General features: G+C 47.9%; 13 protein-coding genes. 12 read left to right on the top strand and 1 reads right to left on the bottom strand.

The features are described from left to right. The first annotated feature begins 344 nt into the window (after positions 1-344). From AACQ84_RS16050 to AACQ84_RS16040, 3 genes are all read left to right on the top strand, one after another. Positions 345-620: a hypothetical protein gene (locus tag AACQ84_RS16050; RefSeq protein ID WP_012305586.1), complete on the top strand. Its 276-nt coding sequence runs from the start codon at positions 345-347 to the stop codon at positions 618-620. Between the two features lie 251 nt (positions 621-871). Continuing rightward, complete coding sequence (locus AACQ84_RS16045; protein ID WP_012305585.1) at positions 872-1,612, top strand: SH3 domain-containing protein; 741 nt, start codon at positions 872-874, stop codon at positions 1,610-1,612. Positions 1,613-1,757: 145 nt separating this feature from the next. Further along, positions 1,758-3,488, top strand: coding sequence for an ABC transporter ATP-binding protein (locus tag AACQ84_RS16040; protein ID WP_012305584.1), 1,731 nt, complete (start codon positions 1,758-1,760; stop codon positions 3,486-3,488). Positions 3,489-3,626: 138 nt separating this feature from the next. On the opposite strand, the gene AACQ84_RS16035 is transcribed toward AACQ84_RS16040, so the two are convergent. After that, positions 3,627-5,225, bottom strand: a complete 1,599-nt coding sequence (locus AACQ84_RS16035; protein WP_012305583.1) for a hypothetical protein — start codon at positions 5,223-5,225, stop codon at positions 3,627-3,629. A gap of 284 nt (positions 5,226-5,509) precedes the next feature. Between AACQ84_RS16035 and AACQ84_RS16030 the strand changes: the two genes are divergently transcribed. From AACQ84_RS16030 to AACQ84_RS15990, 9 genes are all read left to right on the top strand, one after another. Then, the gene (locus tag AACQ84_RS16030) at positions 5,510-6,862 is read left to right on the top strand and encodes a cytochrome P450 (protein ID WP_012305582.1); all 1,353 of its coding nucleotides are present in this window, start codon (positions 5,510-5,512) and stop codon (positions 6,860-6,862) included. A gap of 59 nt (positions 6,863-6,921) precedes the next feature. Continuing rightward, complete coding sequence (locus tag AACQ84_RS16025) at positions 6,922-7,107, top strand: DUF433 domain-containing protein (protein ID WP_315862091.1); 186 nt, start codon at positions 6,922-6,924, stop codon at positions 7,105-7,107. Between the two features lie 167 nt (positions 7,108-7,274). Beyond that, the gene (locus AACQ84_RS16020) at positions 7,275-8,228 is read left to right on the top strand and encodes a helix-turn-helix transcriptional regulator (protein ID WP_012305581.1); all 954 of its coding nucleotides are present in this window, start codon (positions 7,275-7,277) and stop codon (positions 8,226-8,228) included. Positions 8,229-8,459: 231 nt separating this feature from the next. Beyond that, positions 8,460-10,937 carry a TonB-dependent siderophore receptor gene (locus AACQ84_RS16015; protein ID WP_012305580.1) on the top strand — a complete coding sequence of 826 codons (2,478 nt, stop codon included), beginning with the start codon at positions 8,460-8,462 and terminating at the stop codon, positions 10,935-10,937. A 24-nt stretch (positions 10,938-10,961) separates the two neighbouring features. Next, positions 10,962-11,987 carry an ABC transporter substrate-binding protein gene (locus AACQ84_RS16010; RefSeq protein ID WP_012305579.1) on the top strand — a complete coding sequence of 342 codons (1,026 nt, stop codon included), beginning with the start codon at positions 10,962-10,964 and terminating at the stop codon, positions 11,985-11,987. Beyond that, complete coding sequence (locus tag AACQ84_RS16005) at positions 11,984-12,382, top strand: DUF1636 family protein (RefSeq protein WP_012305578.1); 399 nt, start codon at positions 11,984-11,986, stop codon at positions 12,380-12,382. Before AACQ84_RS16010 ends, AACQ84_RS16005 begins: the two co-directional genes overlap by 4 nt. Before the next feature lie 27 nt (positions 12,383-12,409). Then, positions 12,410-14,185: an ABC transporter ATP-binding protein gene (locus tag AACQ84_RS16000; RefSeq protein ID WP_012305577.1), complete on the top strand. Its 1,776-nt coding sequence runs from the start codon at positions 12,410-12,412 to the stop codon at positions 14,183-14,185. Positions 14,186-14,395: 210 nt separating this feature from the next. After that, positions 14,396-15,484 (top strand): helix-turn-helix transcriptional regulator, encoded by a 1,089-nt coding sequence (locus AACQ84_RS15995; RefSeq protein ID WP_012305576.1) that lies wholly within the window; start codon positions 14,396-14,398, stop codon positions 15,482-15,484. 190 nt (positions 15,485-15,674) lie between these two features. Continuing rightward, positions 15,675-18,170 carry a TonB-dependent receptor gene (locus AACQ84_RS15990; RefSeq protein WP_012305575.1) on the top strand — a complete coding sequence of 832 codons (2,496 nt, stop codon included), beginning with the start codon at positions 15,675-15,677 and terminating at the stop codon, positions 18,168-18,170. The last annotated feature ends 7 nt before the right edge of the window (positions 18,171-18,177 follow it).

Raw genomic sequence — 18,177 nt, 5'->3', positions numbered from 1 at the left:
TTTTTGTAGACCAAAAGTTTTTTTGAATAGAGTATTTTGGCCTGTAACTTAACCCCTGATGCTAATTCTATTCTACTGAAATCTACAGAATGTAGATAAGCTCAAGGGTTTAAGGGATCCAATCGTTGGATGGAGCAACGATGTTATCTACGCTTAAAAAGTTTGTATGTCTGCCAGATTGTCAAGCCTTAACGCAGTAAAATTAACATTGCGTTACAATATGGCCAAGGCGAAAATATCAATACCCCATAAAAATCGAGAATCACAATCCTCGCTACGAGAATTGCAACTGACTCAATATTTACGGCGATCGCCTTTACTGATAGCTACTGGTTTACGTACTCATGTTTCCTAACCTCCTCAATGCCACCCAAGAATACTGGCGCAAACTAGATGCCCTGGAAGCACGGTATCGACAGGGAGAAATTTCGCTACAAGAAGTTGATGCAGAAGTAGCCAGACTAATGCGAGAGTTAGGCGATGAGCGACGCCGCAGCCTACGCAGTTTCAAAAATATGCTGCAAGGGTGGTTTCGTGATCAAAAAGAGCTCGTTTACGGATTGCTCCTAGTTGTCGTTGTTGCCTATGGCTGGGTCATTTCAACGACACAATTATCCTAAAGCGAATCCCGAAGTCCAAAGCGATATTTTGGATCCCATAGATGGCATTTAAAATAGAGTTATGAGTGCCACAAACCATCGGTTGTCTAGATTGATTTTTCTATGCGGCTGTCTATACGTTTTAGCGAGTTGTCATCATAGATTGCCCCAGGAAAACGCGTCCCCAAATTTAAAGCTCTCAGAAACAACCGAAACGTCTTCTAAGGAAATTATTAGGGGGTCAAGCTGATTGGCAAACCCGTCTGCAAAAAATGGGTGCAAAAGCAGAAGATATTTACTACATTAAATTTTATAAAGATGCCGCTGGTCGAATGCATGGCAAAGTGACCAGAGATTATGGGGGCAGCGAGGTGGTTTTTGAACTGGGACTCATTTCCTGGGCACCAGAAACAGTACAGCTTGCAAGGCAAACCAAACAGCAATTTGGTAATGTGATGGGGGCTCACTTTAACATCCATGGTCTACAAAAAAGGACATCCTTGGGAATCCAGAACTTTATGCAGATCCATCGTGGCTTTGCGCTCCATGCCCCTATCTGGGGAGAAGGCCCTCTGCAACATAACGGCTTCATTGATCCCAATGGCCATGGCTGTGTTCGCGTGACAGAACACCAACGTCTCTATGATTTAGCGAAAAGCCTAGAGGGCTATTTGGCCTATGGCCAGGGTCTACCTATTTTGGTCGATTATTCCGTCTTTATCGACACTGACGCGGTTGTACCGTCAACGATCCAATCTCTCTTACCCGCTAATCTGCCAACCTGGTGTGCAATTAATGTTTCCGCAGATGGAGGTCTAGGCCGCGTTCGAGTAGAACCGTCTACCGATTCTATGATTGTCCAAGAACTCGCGCGAGATGCAAAGGTAAGGGTTGAGGAGAAGGTGATGGGTGAAAATGTCAATAATTTAACGGATTGGTATTTTGTTACCTTTACCCTCGGTGGCCCCCAGGCAGGTTATATTCATGCTTCACTGCTTGATTGCACCCGATAGAAGGACAGTTTTCTCAACACTGTATCTTGTGAGGGTGTTGCCATTGGACAATTTTGGAGAAACTATTTACACTTTGGGGCGATCGCCACAGAATGATGCTGCGATGAACTCGAAACGATTTGCGTTGCCTGGATCGACTTAAACAATGAACACCGCCACCAGTTACCAATTTCTCAGAACCTATCTCAAATCCCAGCAAACGCCCCTGTTCGTCTTGGCGATCGCCCTATTGGGGAGCATTGGTTTACAGGTTGTGAACCCACAAATTATTCGCTTTTTCATTGATACGGCAGTGGATGGGGGTTCCCAACGACTTCTTTTGGGGGCCGCCCTGACTTTTATTGGTTTTACGGTGGTGCAACAACTTTTGGCGATCGCCTCTACCTATTACAGTGAAACCATTGCCTGGAAGGTGACAAATCGTCTGCGTCTGAACTTGGTGGAACATTGCCTCAAGCTCGATCTTGATTTCCACCGTCGCTATTCCCCCGGTAGCCTCGTCGAACAAGTCGATGGTGATGTCGAACAACTCTCCCATTTTTTCTCGCAATTTGTGTTGCAAGTGCTGGGCAATGGTCTGTTGGTGGTTGGAATTCTCAGTGTTGTGTGGTGGGAAAACGCTTTAGCTGGGATAAGTCTGAGTTTGTTTTCCCTGGGGGTATTAGGAATTTTAGGTCTTCTGCAACGGGTGGCCATTGGCCCCTGGGGTCAATATCGCCAAGCCAGCGCCGAATTTTATGGCATGGTCGCAGAATACTTAGGGGGATTAGCCGACCTCCAAGCAAATGGGGCGACGGACTATGTGCGCCAACGTTTTTATCGTTTCATTCGTCGGTGGCGACGTACCTATCACCGCGCCCGCTGGACAAGTACCCTCCTTTGGGGCGGTACAGTGGGTTTGTTTACGGGGGGCAATGTTCTCGCTTTGGGTATCGGTACTTACCTTTGGTCACAGCAGGCGATCACCATCGGTACCATTTATCTCCTTTATTACTATGCGTCGCTCCTCCAGGAACCCATTGAGCGGATTCGGGAAGAATTAGAACAATTTCAACAGGCGATCGCCAGTCTCCAGCGCATCCAAACTCTACTGCAACAGCCCCAACCCAAGCCACCCAGCACCATCATTGCCCTATCCAATGCGGCCCCTAGCGTCGAATTCCAGGGGGTTTGGTTCCGTTATTCCACGGGGGATTATGCCCTGCGAGATTTATCGTTTCAGTTACCCCCAGGCCAGGTGCTCGGTCTTTTGGGCCACACCGGGAGCGGTAAAAGTACCCTAATGCGCCTGCTGTTGCGGCTTCACACCATCGAACGGGGCCAAATTTGTCTCGGTGGGGTTGATCTTAACCACCTCTGTGCCCAACAGCTCACCCAACAGATCGGTTTTGTCACCCAGGATGTCCAGCTTTTTCAGGCAACAGTGCGTCAAAATTTAACCTTCTTTAATCCCCACATCGACGATCAAGACATTTTTACTACCCTTGAGGAGTTGGGCCTCGGCCCTTGGTTCGCGAAGTTACCCCAGGGTCTAGACACAGAACTTGGGGCCGATAGCAGCACCCTTTCTGCTGGTGAGGCACAACTCTTGGCCTTGGCAAGGGTATTTCTGCGGGATCCGCGCTTGGTCATTTTAGATGAAGTCTCCTCCCGTCTTGATCCGATGACGGAGAAGCTCTTGGAACGGGCAATTCGACGTTTGTTAAAAGGTCGTACCGGCATTATCATTGCCCATCGTCTCGAAACCGTGGCCCAAGTGGACAAAATTTTGATCCTGAACCAGGGTCAATGTCTCGAATATGGCGATCGCCAAAATCTCGCCGCCAATCCCGATTCCCACTATGCCCGTCTATTGGGCTTGAACCAGACTCTATAGCGGCCCTAAAAAGCATCAGAGCTTTAAATACTTAGGTGGTCAAACGCCTCAGCATTAAACGGGTCATGTAAGCAGAAATGCTGGTCTCAGATATTTCTGCTTAAGGAAAGATGCTTTGTTAGGGAATTTTGGCGATCGCTACCAGGATAAAGTTTGCTGCCATTCCGGGAAATAGCTCTGCAGTGCGGGTTGTAGTTCTCCAAAAGGCAGAGTTGCGTCATTCTGGGAGTCCCATTGCAAATCCGCGTTTATGCAAGCACTACAGAACACTTTCACCAGGGCATAACCTAAGGGGTCGGGCTGCAACTTTTTCATCTGCCAGCCTTGACCTTTTGCTGGCTTGCTAAGGGTGAGGTTAAGCAGACCAAACATTTCCATCAGAAATATATTCTCGAAGCCTGAGTAGTAACTGAGAAAGTCATAGTCTTTTGCCTCTTTAAACGTAACCGATTCTTGTTGAGCTAATTTTGACCAGCTACTGATCAGGCGATCGCCCATGGTCAAGGGGCCTGAACGTTCATTTCCCAGCATTTTGGGATGACTTCGGACGAGCCAAGCTTCCAGTAAGGTGAAATATTTTTCTGTGGCGTTGAGTTTTTGCCATGAAGCATACACATCAGGATTTAAAACCGTCTGTAGCTTCTTGCCCCTAGCATCGATCTTGGCAATGCCGGTAGCCCGCAGCAACAGATAAAGCCCGTGAATATTGGGATAAGACTTCTGCACGGGGCGCTTCAGATCCGAATCAATAGGATGGCTCAAACGGCTATTCAAGTCGATCACAAATTTTGCCGATAGCTGTTTGAGTTTGCTGCTGACAGGAACTCCCTCGCTAATAAAATCTAGTGTGGTCTGAAAGTCCTTCAGAATCGTGCCGGGTTCCGTTGCGCTAATGGCTTGGTTCTGGAGAATATTCTTTTCTTCTGCCGAAAGGGGAGAAAACTCAGTTTCTAAGCTTTCTCGTATCAAGCTGCGCCGCATATTACCCAGGGCTTCACTTGGGGATGCTGAGGACATTGGTTCTACTCCAATTTCCGCTTCTAGCATGGATATTATGTCCTCAATCGCCTCGGGTTCTAATTCTGTCAAGGCTCCCAAAAACCGGGTGACCAGTTCTTCCATATCGATCTGTTCTCCCTCTAGCAACATTGCCTGATCCAGTTCCTCAAGGACAGCCTTTATATCTGCTGGGGTAGATGGAGGTCGTTTTGACAGGTTCTGGTTGTATTCTGCTTGAAATGCCTGTAAACCTTGTTGGGTAGTCATGTCATAGCCAGCTTCCATACCCTGTATCGTGAAGTTTTTGGCCATGCCGCCCCGCTCCGGATCAAACATCCATCGGGGAAATTGGTCTTTGATAGAGTGCAGGTATTTGATAATGGCATTAGCGCTGCGCAACTTATATGCTTTGTGGAGATAAGTCCAAAATGCTATTAGTTCGTCAATGGCATCATCCGTATCCCCAGGATCGAGCAGGGTGAGTTTACGGGGCAAGATATACTCCATTACTTCCTGAGCGTTACCCTTGGTCATTTTCGAGAGGGTATAGCCGCCATAAATGTAAGCCATCTCGATAAATGTGCCCGTCCAGAAGCCTCCTATGGGATGGTTGTCGAGGTACTCTTGCCCAGTTTCAGAGTTAACAAAATTCTGAATTGCTTCAATGATGTAGTCTTCCAGGATAGATTCGGCTGCATCATAGTCCAGATTATCTAGTTGACCAATCAGAAACGTCATGGCAAATACCTTGTATTACAGTTAGACAGTTATGCTTAGTTATAGGCTATCGTGAGTTCCAGCGTTAAATTGCTGATGGCAACAAATTTTCAGGCGTGCTCCCATGGGGAAATCTCGGAGACGGCAATGAACTGATTTGAAGGTGTTGGTAGGTGCGGCCCGTAGAACAAATAAGGCCGATGAAGACGGAAGATCTGCTGTTTGATCTGAAAATTTACAACTACAGGGCAATTTGTTACCTTACCTAGTGGCTTGATAAATATACGACTCTTCGGCGATCGCCCATGACTTCCCCCAGTGAACTGCCCTTACCTCCCGGAAAATTCGGTTTGCCTGTCATTGGCGAAACCATTGAATTTTTTACAGACCGTAATTTTCAAAAAAAGCGATTGGAGAAGTATGGCGATGTTTTCAAAACCAGTATTTTCACAAAGCCTACGGTAGTAATGGTTGGGGCAGAGGCCAATGAGGTCTTATTCCGCAACGAAAATAAATACGTCAAGGCAACCTGGCCAAAAAGTACCCGGATTCTCCTCGGTGCGGATTCCCTCGCTACCCAGGAAGGCGGTATTCATAGTTCCCGGCGGCGCATTATCTTTCAAGCATTTCAGCCCCGCGCCCTAGAAAGTTATATTCCCACCATCGAAAAAATTACCCAGCGTTATCTCACTCAATGGGAGCAAAAACAGGAATTTGCTTGGTACGACGAACTCCGCAAGTATACGTTTGATGTCGCTAGCACCTTATTTATTGGCAAAGATGGCGGTGCGGAAACGCCTTTAGCGAATCTATTTGAGGAATGGGTTAAAGGATTATTTTCCCTACCGATTAATCTTCCCTGGACGGCCTTCGGTAAGGCGATGAAGTGTCGGCGAAAACTGCTGCGTGAGTTAGAAATGATCATTGGCGATCGCCTGAAAACCTACGATGCCAATGCAGAACCCACCGATGCCCTTGACCTACTGATTCGGGCGAAGGATGAAGACGGTAATTCCCTTTCCATCGATGAACTGAAGGATCAAATTCTGCTGCTATTGTTTGCTGGTCACGAAACCCTTACTTCGTCTCTGGTGTCTTTTGGATTATTGGTCGGACAGCATCGCGACGTTTTTGAAAAAATCCGTGCAGAACAAGACGCCTTGGACATTGGCAATGGGTTAGATATGGCAGTGCTTCAACAGATGACGTATCTGGATCAAGTTTTCAAAGAGGTTTTACGTCTTGTCCCCCCAGTGGGCGGTGGTTTCCGGGAAGTAATCAACACCTTCGAGTACAAAAATTTCCAAATTCCTCAAGGTTGGGCGGTTCAGTATCAAATTGCCCAAACCCATAAGGACGAAGCCTTATATCCTGACCACGAAAAATTTGACCCGGAGCGTTTTTCACCGGAACGTCTGGCAGATAAACAGAAAAAGTTTGGCTTTATTCCCTTCGGCGGCGGTATGCGGGAATGTATTGGCAAAGAGTTTGCCCGTCTAGAAGCAAAAATTTTGGCATCTATGCTTGCCCGTGATTATGACTGGGAGTTATTACCTGACCAAGACCTATCGATGCAAGTGATTCCGACGCCATTGCCGAAAGATGGTTTACAGATACGCTTTTATCGACGGCAAGAATCTTCATCAACAACGGCATAGTGCCATTCTCAATCGAAATGAACGACCAAGACATCATCCCCTAGAGCTAGGTAAACACAGTGGTAAAGCCCGTGTCCGGAGCATGGGTATTACTGTCTTTGGCATCTGGCGTGACTCAACAAGAAATCCTTCACGATTTCCCCCACCTAACAGAACAAAATATTCTTGCTTGTCTTAGCCCTGCTGCTGACCGGGAACAAAGAACGATGACAATTGTGGTACGGAGCTACTTTTGCAAGATCTGACTAGGGCGATCGCCAAGATCTCATCGTCAATCCCGATTTCTACTATGCTCGTTTATTGAGCTTGAACCAGACCCTAGAGCAGCCCTAAAAAAACAAACAATTGAGAATAATTAGTAATTGAGGTAGACTGATTCTGCCTCGGTTTAACTTGTTTATTCTTCATCCTAATGACCATTACCCTTTCTCAAGCAGAATATTGGGATTTGTTTCAGCGCATACCAAACTCCCAGGGAGCTACAGCTAGTTATGCATTTCCCAGCCTATGGGGTCAAGGATTATTGCGAGAATATCATTTGCGAGAAGAATTAGATTTGGCAGTTGAAAATGTTGCTTTAACCGAAACAATTGCCTTAAAACATAACGAACGATTCCATCCCATTGAATATAATTTTGAAACAATTCACCATTCTGGTAAAACTGAACATCGCTATGCTTTATATGGCACTGGTTTAGCACCCGTAGAAACCTATACCCATCATCGGGATACAACTATTTCGAGTATTAATATTCATATGGAAGCACCGTTACTTCGTGCTTGGTCAGGGGATGTAGAAGGGGATTGTCCTTGTCTAAAAAAAATACTGCGATCGCCGGAAGAAAAATATTATGAAGTTTCCCGTAAACAAACCGCAGCGATGCAAATGGTCATCCAACAAATTACCCAATGTCCATTTGAAGGTCTAACCCAGCGATTGTATTTAGAAAGTAAGATTTGGGAGTTGACTGCCCTTATTTTGGAAGATCTCACCCAGGCCGCAACGGCGATTCCTTTTGCCGACTACTCGTTAAAGGCAGATGATCTAGAGCGGATTCACTACGCCGGAAAAATTCTCCAGGAACGGTTGGTAAATCCCCCTTCCCTGATGGAGTTGGCGCGGGAAATTGGGATTAATGATCACAAATTAAAGGTGGGTTTTCGGCAGGTTTTTAAAACGACGGTATTTGGCTATCTCCATGATCAACGAATTGAGCGATCGCGACAACTTTTAGAATCTGGTGAGATGACGGTGACGGGAGCAGCATCGGCGGTCGGGTTTGCAAATCGGGGTCATTTTGCCGCTGCTTTTCGGCGTAAATTTGGCATAAATCCGAGTCTTTATGCCCGCCAAAGAAAACTATAGTAATCAATTTATTAAGGTGTATTGGATGGAATTTTTCGGCCAAATTCTTGTTGTAGTCAGCCTTAAATTCTAGACAAAACCCATGGATTTGCAGCCCGTGATCCCAAAAAACTCCCGCAGGCGATCGCAAAAACTCCGGCTTTGGATCATTTTCGGCGGTGTAAGGCGGAATAATTCAGTACGTTATTAAGAACTTTTTGAAGTAAGTGTTTGTGTTGTGGGAGTGAGTTTATGCACTATTGGTATCGATTATTAGGTTTTACGGGCGGTGTCGCTCTTTTCTGGGCCGCCCAAGAATTGTCCGCTGTGGCGGCATCGCCTCAACCCTCTGACGCAACGGCAGTCTCTGCTCCCATGACACTGACCCAGGCGACGACGATCATCACAGATGTGGCGATCGCCACCGAAGGCGACCAGGTTGAGCTACAGTTCACGGCAACGGCTCCCCTAGAAAATGCCACAGTGATCCAAAGGGCGGCAACAACGGAAATCACGATTCCCAATGCCAATGTGACCCAAGCAGAGGTACTCCAGGAATTTGCGCCGGAATCCGGTTTGGAACAGATTGAAATTCGCAATCAAGCTGACAATAGTGTCCAAATTTTGATCCGCAATGGCGATCGCCAAATCCAAACCCAACTGATTACTACAGCTACAGGTTTGACCCTAAATATTGAACCCGTTCTTGTGAGCACCGACGAAGATAACATTGAAGCCTTTGAACTGGTGGTCACCGATGCGGAACAACCTTACAATCCCCGCAGTGCCACCACCGCCACCGGTTTAGAAACAGACTTACGGGATATTCCCCAATCCGTCGAGGTGATTCCCCAGGCGGTGCTCCAGGATCGTAACGTCACCGAATTAGGCGAAGCCCTCGAAACCAGTGGGAGTATTGTTTCTAGTGGTGGCCGGGGAACCAGTGTTTTTGGGCCTGGTTTTTTGATTCGTGGTTTCGCGGCGGAAGAATCCGTTTTCCTCGATGGTATTGAAACCTTTTCCCTGGCGGCCCTGGATACGAATGATATTGAACGGGTAGAAGTGCTTAAGGGGCCAGCCTCCGTTCTCTTTGGCCAGGGAGATCCCGGTGGGGTAATCAACCTCGTTTCGAAAGAACCCCTCGCAGAACCTTTCTTTGGCATTGATGCAGCCATCGGTAGCTTTGCGAATTATCGGGGCAATCTTGATCTGTCCGATGCCCTCACAGAGAACGGTGCAGCCCGGTATCGTTTGAATTTTAGTTATAGCAATTTCGGCAGTTTCCGGGATTTAGTTGATGGGGAACGGGTGGTGGTCTCGCCTCGATTGAGTTTTGATCTGAGTGAAGCCACTTCCCTGGATGTCTATGGTCAGTATGCCTATACCCGCGAAACCATTGATGAAGGGATTCCTTTTACGGCATCTGGGCCAGTGGATGTACCCCGCAGTCGTTTTGTGGGAGAAGATTTTGGGGAGTTTTCTGAGAAACGATTTAATCTCGGCTATGACCTTAACCACGAGGTCAACGAGAACTTCTCATTAAAACATCAGCTCCAGTTTTTGCAATACCGACCGCGCCGTTATGCACCCCTTTATACCTTTTTTGATGAAACAACTGGCAATGTTGATCGACTGGAATATTTTGCGGGGGGATCTTACCAACGCTTTTTTACGAATATCGAGGCGATCGCCAAGTTTGAAACGGGCGGCATCAAACACCAGGTTTTAGGGGGTGTTGAATATCGCAACACTTTAGAACAGCCGGAGTTTCAGTTTAGTAATGACTACACACCGATTAATGTTTTTGATCCGGTATATACGGGGGTTCCCTATGCGATCGCCCCAGAATTTTTCCGGGATGACACCATCAAAACGGTGGGGGTTTACATCCAAGATCAAATCGAATTTTCGCCCCAATTTAAAGCCCTAGCGGGTCTGCGCTACGATTTTGTGGAGCAGCTCCGGTCAACCCAAGACCTGGGCGGCCCCCGTAATGAATTTTTCCAAAGCGATGAGGCCCTATCCCCTCGTTTGGGTGTGGTGTACCAGCCCATCGAACCTATTTCTCTATATGCTTCCTACAGCAAATCCTTTGAACCAACCTTTGGCACTTCCCGTGATCCTGATGGAATGAATTTTGAGCCGGAACGGGGCCGCCAATGGGAAGTGGGGGTTAAAGCAGACTTAAGCGATCGCCTTAGTTTTACCGCCGCCGCCTTTGATATCCGCAAACAGAATGTCATTGTCCGGGATGGTGCTTTCAATGGCTTCCAGACGGGGGAACAAACCAGTCGCGGTTTAGAGTTTAACCTCAATGGAGCCTTAACCCCTGGTTGGAATGTGACGGCGGCCTACACATTGCTAGATGCCTTTGTCAGCAAAGAAGATATTAACCCTGACATTGAAGGTAACCAGCTACCGAATGTGCCCCAAAATCAGTTTAGCCTCTGGACGACCTACGATATCCAACAGGGAGCCCTAGAGGGTTTGGGCTTTGGTCTGGGCTTTTTCTACGTCGGCGATCGCCCCGGCAACATCGACAATGAATTCACCTTGCCCAGTTATTTCCGCACCGATGCCGCGATCTATTACCGGCGGGACAATTGGCGCGCTCAGTTGAACTTTGAAAATTTGTTTGACACGGAATACTTCACCGCTGCCGATGAATTCCAATTTGCGACTCCCGGTGCGCCCTTTGCGGTGACGGCTAAATTCGCGGTGGATTTTTAAAACATCAATTAGGAGGTTTGGGACATGCAAGGATGGTACTTGGGGCGTAGGATACAAGGTTGGCTAAAACTCTGGCTGATTGGACTGGTAAGCCTTTGCCTGGTGGTGGCCTGTCAACCTTCGCCTCCCCCATCCCAGGACGTAACTGCTGACTGTGTGACGGTGAGCCACAGTGCGGGGGAAACTTGTATCCCCAAAACTTTCGAGCGATTGGTGACGTTAGATTCCGTGTCATTTGAATATGCGATCGCCGCCGATCTCCAACCCGTCGGCACGACCCTGAGCAATTTTCAGACAGCGTTGCCTGCCCTCCAAACCGACGTGGCCAATATTGGTCAAAGCGGCGAACCGAGTTTAGAGGAAATTCTCAAGCTTGACCCAGATTTGTTGGTCGGTTTAGATTTCCACGGGGCGATCTATCCCCAACTCAGTCAAATTGCGCCGACTTTTTTATTGAATTTTGAGCATAGTGGCCTTTGGAAGCCGATCTTTCAGAATTTTGGAGAAGCTCTGGGAAAAACCGATGTGGTCGCCGAAAAACTCGCTGCTTACAACCAGCGTGTCCAAGAGTTACAAAATCGTTTGGGCGATCGCCGCCAGGATCTCCAGATTTCCGTGATCCGTCTTTATCCCGACAGCATCACTATGTATTTACAAGATTCGTTTTGTGGCACGATCCTCCAGGATGTGGGGTTAAGCCGCCCCCCAGCCCAGGCCGTCGATGCCGAAACAGCCCAAGCCCAGTTTGGTAACCCAATCCAAGCCGTCTTAAGCGAAGAGCTACTGTCCGAGGTAGATGGCGATGTGATCTTTGTTTGGACAGGGGAAAATACCGCCACTGCCAACGCTGAAGCCCAGGAAAAATTAGCCGACCTCCAAAAAAATCCCCTCTGGAACCAACTGCAAGCGGTACAAAAAGGGCAAGTCTATCAAGTGCCAAGTTATTGGATTGGGAGTGGGCCGGTGGCTGCAGAGGCAATTTTGGATGATTTATTTACCCACTTAACTGATTTTTTTACAGAAACAACAACGGAAACTACTAAATTATGACTGCCGCTGCTCTCCATCAATTAATTGTCTGTGAAGCCTGCACTTGGCCAACCGCTGCAATCGATCACCCCACAGACGAAAATGCAAACTGCTTGACTGGGGCCGATCTTTTGGCCGCACTTCAAGCACTGCATCAACGGTGGCCTTACCGGGATCAACTCAGTCTCAAAACCACCAGTTGCCTGTGTATCTGTGATAACCCCTGTGCGATCGCCTTTGTGGGGCGACAGAAACCCAGTTTTCTCTTTGGCGATCTCGATCCAGAAACCACAGCGGCAGATCTCCTCACTGCAGCGGCGTTGTATGTCGAAAGCGAAGATGGTATGGTGCCTCTCTATCAACTCCCTAAATCCTTGCGACCCCACCGGATCGCCCGCCTTCCTCCGGCTCCCTAAAGTTTTTAACCTCAAATCAGACAAATCATGGCGAATTCCATCTGGCGCATTCTTTGGCATTTAATTGGCTATGCCCAACGGTTGTATTGGCTGGATGCGGCGCTTTGGTTTTTGATGGCTGCTTTGGGGGCGTTACCGGGGATTTTTATTCGGAATTTTTTTGACCAACTCACGGGGCGATCGCCTGCTAATTATTCTCCTTGGCTCTGGATTAGTTTGGTATTAGCGACGGGCCTAGCGCGGGTGGTGGCGATTTTTGCCGGACGACTGACCAAAACCGAACATCGTTTTCTCATTAGTACCCTACTGCGCCACAATCTTTTGCAAGCTCTCCTCCAACGTCCGGCGGCCACCCTTACCCAAACCAATGCCCAGGGTCAAACTCACTCCATCGGCAGCGTGGTCAACCACTTCCGGGAAGATGTCTTGCAATTAGAGGATCTCGTCGTTGGTACAAATGAAATTATGGCCGCTGGGATTACGGCGATCGCCGCCTTGGGTTTGTTACTCACGGTCAATGTATCGATTACCTTATTTCTCTTTTTGCCCCTCGCCATCATTATTGCCCTGGTGCAATGGTCAGAACGCCGTCTCAAACGCTATCGTCAGGCCAGTCGCCAGGCCACCCAACGGGTTACCGCTTTAATTAACGAACTGTTTACTGCCGTGCAAGCGGTCAAGGTGACGGGCTCAGAAACTTATGTTTTAGCAGAACTCCGCAGCCGGGGCGATCGCCGCCAAAAATTGATGGTTCAAGATCGCGTTTTTACCGCCTTACTGGAAGCAGGCTTTGCACAAATGACTAATTTTGGCACGGGTTTAGTTCTCCTCCTAACTGCACCCAAATTAAGCCAAGGTTTAACGGTGGGTGATTTTGCCCTGTTTGTGTATTACTTAAACCTGATTACCCATTTCTTTAGTTTTCTAGGGAGTTTCCTTGCTTCCGCGAAACAAAGCGACGTATCCTGCCAGCGGATGGGCGAGATCCTCGATGCGCCCCCGGCTCCCCCCGATATTCACCCCCTGACTCTTGCCGCCCCCCTTTATCTTCCTTCTCCCCTAAAGGCAGCTCCCCCGCTACCACCTGCCCAGCATTGTTCCCAGATTTCTCCCCTCAAAACGCTACGGATCGAAGGTTTGACCTACTATTACCCAGATCAACGGCGGGGCATTGAGGATATCAGTTTTACTCTCTGCCAGGGCAGTTTAACGGTGATTACGGGGCCAATTGGTGCGGGTAAAACAACCTTATTGCAAGTCTTTTTGGGGCTATTGCCCTGTGAGCGGGGGGCCTGGTTTTGGAATGGACAGGCGATCGCCAATCCCCAGCATTGGCTGATTCCGCCCCAGGTGGCCTATTTGCCACAAATCCCCCAATTGTTTAGCTCCTCCCTGGGGGAAAATATTTGCCTTAATTGGCCCAGCACTGCCGCCGAATTGGAGTGGGCGATCGCCACTGCTAGCTTAGACACTGATCTCAAAACTTTCCCAGAAGGTTTAGCAACCCCCATCGGCACCAGGGGGTTACGCCTCTCCGGAGGGCAAAAACAACGGGTGGCGATCGCCCGGATGCTCCTCCGTCAACCCCAACTTCTGATCTGTGACGACCTTTCTAGCGCCTTGGATATCGAAACAGAACAACGGCTTTGGCGGCGTCTTCTCAGCACCAAAGGCCATTCCCAAGAGGCTAAATCTTCTCAAACGTATCTGATTGTTTCCCATCGACCCCAGATCCTCGCCCAGGCTGATCAAATCCTTTATCTTCAGGCAGGACGGCTGGAAAAAATAATCACCCAAACTTAGGCCTTATCAGGAGAAATTGCTACCCTTGCCTCGAAATTTACCTTGAGAATTAATCTGGTGTTCAAAGTCAACGACCATTCGCCTAAACCTATCAAGCGAGAATTAGGGAGTGGTGTATTTCTTATTAATATAAATGTGCAAAATACATGCTAGACTTTTTCATTAACTAAAATCGAAGCTTAAGCAACAAACAACATCAAAGACTTAACTATGGCTATCCGGCTGTCATTAAACGAAGAAACAAACTGGTTTGTGCCGGGTAGCCCAGATAATCCAGCTCTGCTCCATGGGGATCCTTCAGATCGAGTTTGGGTTTGTCCCTCGGCTTTAGGACGGGGATATAGGCAAGAGATTCCGCTACAGGAAGATCTGAGTCTTTGGGTACTAGACTATACCCTTGAGCAAGATGTCATTATCGATGGGATAGAAGATCGAGATTGTTTAGAATTTGAATTTCAGTTGAGCGGTTCCCAAGCAGGCTATAGTTTTTTTCTACCTTATTTTGGGTTTAACAGTCTCTACATCAAGCCCGCTGGTCAACGGTTTTTTAAAGTAGAACTGTTTTTTCGGCAACCAACCCTCAACGCTTACTTTCAAGCCTGTTTAGACCATTTATCTAGCCGGAGTCAAAAGGTTGCAGAGCAATTACTCCAAGCTATTTATCAATTACAAACCAATGTCTCAACCGTTGGCCATAAACGACATCTGTACCCCAGGGCAACACAGGGCGATCGCTGCTTGCCAGTGCGGCTAGAAGAAGTTTTGCAAGATAGTTTATATACCGATGCAATGGTCTTAGATTATGCTGCCCAGGCACCAATTACAGCAGCAATGCAGGAGACCCTTGGATATATTCTAAGTTGTCCTTACCACGGTGCAAATCGCCGTCGTTATCTACAAGAACAGGCCTTCACCTTGGTCTCTCTCTATCTCCAGGCGATCGCCGCCTATGCCCGCCTCGAAAAGCAATTTGACTATATCCATGAATCTGCTGCCATTCTCAGGAAAGAACTGTCAAATCCTCCTTCTATTGAAGCCCTTGCTCGCCAGGTAGGGACAAATCGCCTCAAACTGAACCAAGGGTTCCATCAAATGTATGGCACTACCCCCTTTCGCTACCTACGGGATTGTCGGGTGAGGCAGGCCCGTAAATTGCTGATGACCACGGAACTATCGGTTAGTGATGTCGCCTGTCAGGTCGGCTATGGCAGTCCCAGTCGTTTTACCACAGCCTTTCGCCAGCAATTTGGCCTCAACCCCAAAGCCTTTCAGTTGCAAGCTTGGCAATTAGCAAGCTAATCCTGACATACATGCCAAAAAAAAATGCGTTTAGGGCGAAAAATATCTAGGCAAGGATTAGTCCTTCTTCTATCTTTATTGAGAATATTTTGTTCCAAGCTCAATCAATGGGCTGTCGTAATTTACGAATCCGCGTAGTCAATAAAGGAGTTGCAGGGAAAGCCTGTAATCGAAGGTCGTGAGGAATCAAATGAATAATCATCTATGTCATTGGAGTGCGTTAACCATTCTAGGAGTAACAGGAATTGCAATCCTGAACGCCGCGCCTGTCATAGCCGAGACCCAGGATTTTGAGGTGCTGCCACCCACTATCGAAATAAGCTCAGAAAATGCTGATGTGCTTACCGATGTGCAAGTTCAGGCTACAGAAAGCGGACTGGTGATCACGTTTGAGACGACGGCAGAAGCATTACCAGCCGTAACAACGACAACGGTCGGCGATCGCCTAATTATCGAGATTCCTGATGTGATCCTGAGTTTGCCAGGAGAAAATATCGTTGAGGTGCTTCAACCAACGGCAGAGATTGAATCTGTGCAGATATCTCCAGGAGAAAATGGTGGTGGACAACTTATCATTACGGGTCTAACAGCGCCGCCGATGGTAGCACCACGATTAGAGGGCAAACAACTTATTCTTGAGGTTACGCCGGATGAATCAATTGCGGAAAATTTAGAGCTTGTGGTCACGGCAGATAGGACGGCGAATAGCTACACTGTCAGTGAAGCGACAACAGCAACCCGTACTGATACTCCCCTCGCAGAAATTCCCCAATCAATTCAGGTGATTCCCAAAGCTATTTTGGCAGATCAAGGGGTAAGTAGCCTCGATGATGCCTTGCGCAATGCCAGTGGTGTTCTACAAAATTCGGCGGATGCGCGGGGACAACGGTTCGTGGTGCGAGGTTTTGATAGTGCTTCGGTATTATGGGATGGTTTTCGGCCGACCTTCGGCTTCAGTGGCAACATTGGTTATCCTGAGCTGGCAAATATCGAACAAGTTGAGGTATTGAAGGGGCCAGCCGCAATTCTCTATGGGGTCTCGGAGCCGGGTGGGGTCATTAACCTAGTCAGTGAAAAACCTCTGTCTGAACCGGTCTATGAGGCAACTCTGGAGCTGGGTAATCGAAATCAGGTTGCGGTGGGGGTGGATCTGTCAGGCCCCTTAAATGAGGATGGTAACTTGCTCTACCGCCTAAATGCCCTCTACCGGAACAGCGATTACTATCGAAATTTTAATGTTGATCTAGAACGGACTTTTATCGCCCCAACACTGACTTGGCAGATTGGCGATCGCACGGATTTAGATCTGTTTGTGGAATATTCCGCTGACCAGCGGCCCTATGATACAGGCCTGGTGGCAATTGGGGATAGCGTGGCAGACATCCCCTTTGATCGAAACTTGAGTCAGCTTGATGATATTAACGAAGCGACCTACTGGCGCACAGGGTATGAGTTTGAGCACCGCTTTAGTGACAACTGGAAAGTGCGGAATGGGTTTAACTACATTGCCTACAACACCATTTTTGAGTCTTCATTTACGTTAGGCTTTGATCCCACCACTGGCGATCTAGACCGGAGCTATATTCAACTGGATCAACCCAGTAGTACCTACGCTGTGCAAACGAATGTCGTTGGGGAATTTTCCACAGGAGCAGTTGACCATACGGTACTGATGGGCGTGGATTATATTCATCGAAATCAGTTAGGGAACAAACTGCGTGGTTTTGGGCCAGATTCATACTTTACTCAAAATATTTTTAATCCAGTTTATGGCGTAGTGCCACAGCCAGATTTTGAGACCCAACCCATTATTCGTTTTGGAGATACTTATATTAATGCGGTTGGTATTTATCTTCAGGATCAGATGGATATTGGCGATCGCCTCCATATTTTGGCAGGGCTACGCTATGACACCGTTTCCCAACGTGTTGTGAATCCTACCTCACTCACTGAAACAACTCAGAATGATGATGCTTTTGTGCCTCGCCTAGGAGTGGTTTACCGTCCTATTGAACCGATTTCTCTCTATACCAGTTATAGTCAGTCTTTTGCGCCTAACAGTGGCACAAATGTCGATGGGGATACATTACCGCCCGAAGTGGGAGAGCAGTTTGAAGTTGGGGTGCGGGCCGAGGCACTAGAAGGAGCCTTAGTTGCTAATTTGGCCTATTTTGATATCCGTAAAAATAATGTTGCCACCTCGGATCCGGACAATATTGGTTTTTCGATCAACGCAGGTCAGCAACGTAGCCAAGGGATTGAACTGGATGTGATGGGGGAAATTCTCCCCGGCTGGAAAATCGTGGCGAACTATGCTTATACCGACGCCCGGGTGACGGCGAACAATGATGGTCAAGCGGGAAATCGTCTGATCAATTCCCCTTACCATAGCGCTAATCTTTGGACGACCTACGAGTTGCAAACGGGGTCGCTTAAGGGGCTGAGTTTTGGAGTCGGCGTGAACTATGTGGGCGATCGCTTCGGGGATCTCAACAACAGCTTTAGCCTAGGGGATTATTTCCTCACTAATGCGGCGATCGCCTACCGACAGGACAACTGGCGGGCGGCTTTAAATTTCCGCAATCTCTTTGATGTCGAGCACATCACAGGCACCCGCAATAATCGCTTTGAAGTGTATCCTGGCGAAGGCTTTACGGTTCTGGGTACCCTCGCGGTTGAGTTCTAAAAACATT

Source organism: Picosynechococcus sp. PCC 7002 (genome assembly GCF_963860125.1).
Taxonomy (GTDB): Bacteria; Cyanobacteriota; Cyanobacteriia; order Cyanobacteriales; family MRBY01; genus MRBY01.
This window is presented reverse-complemented; position numbering and strand designations above follow the sequence as displayed.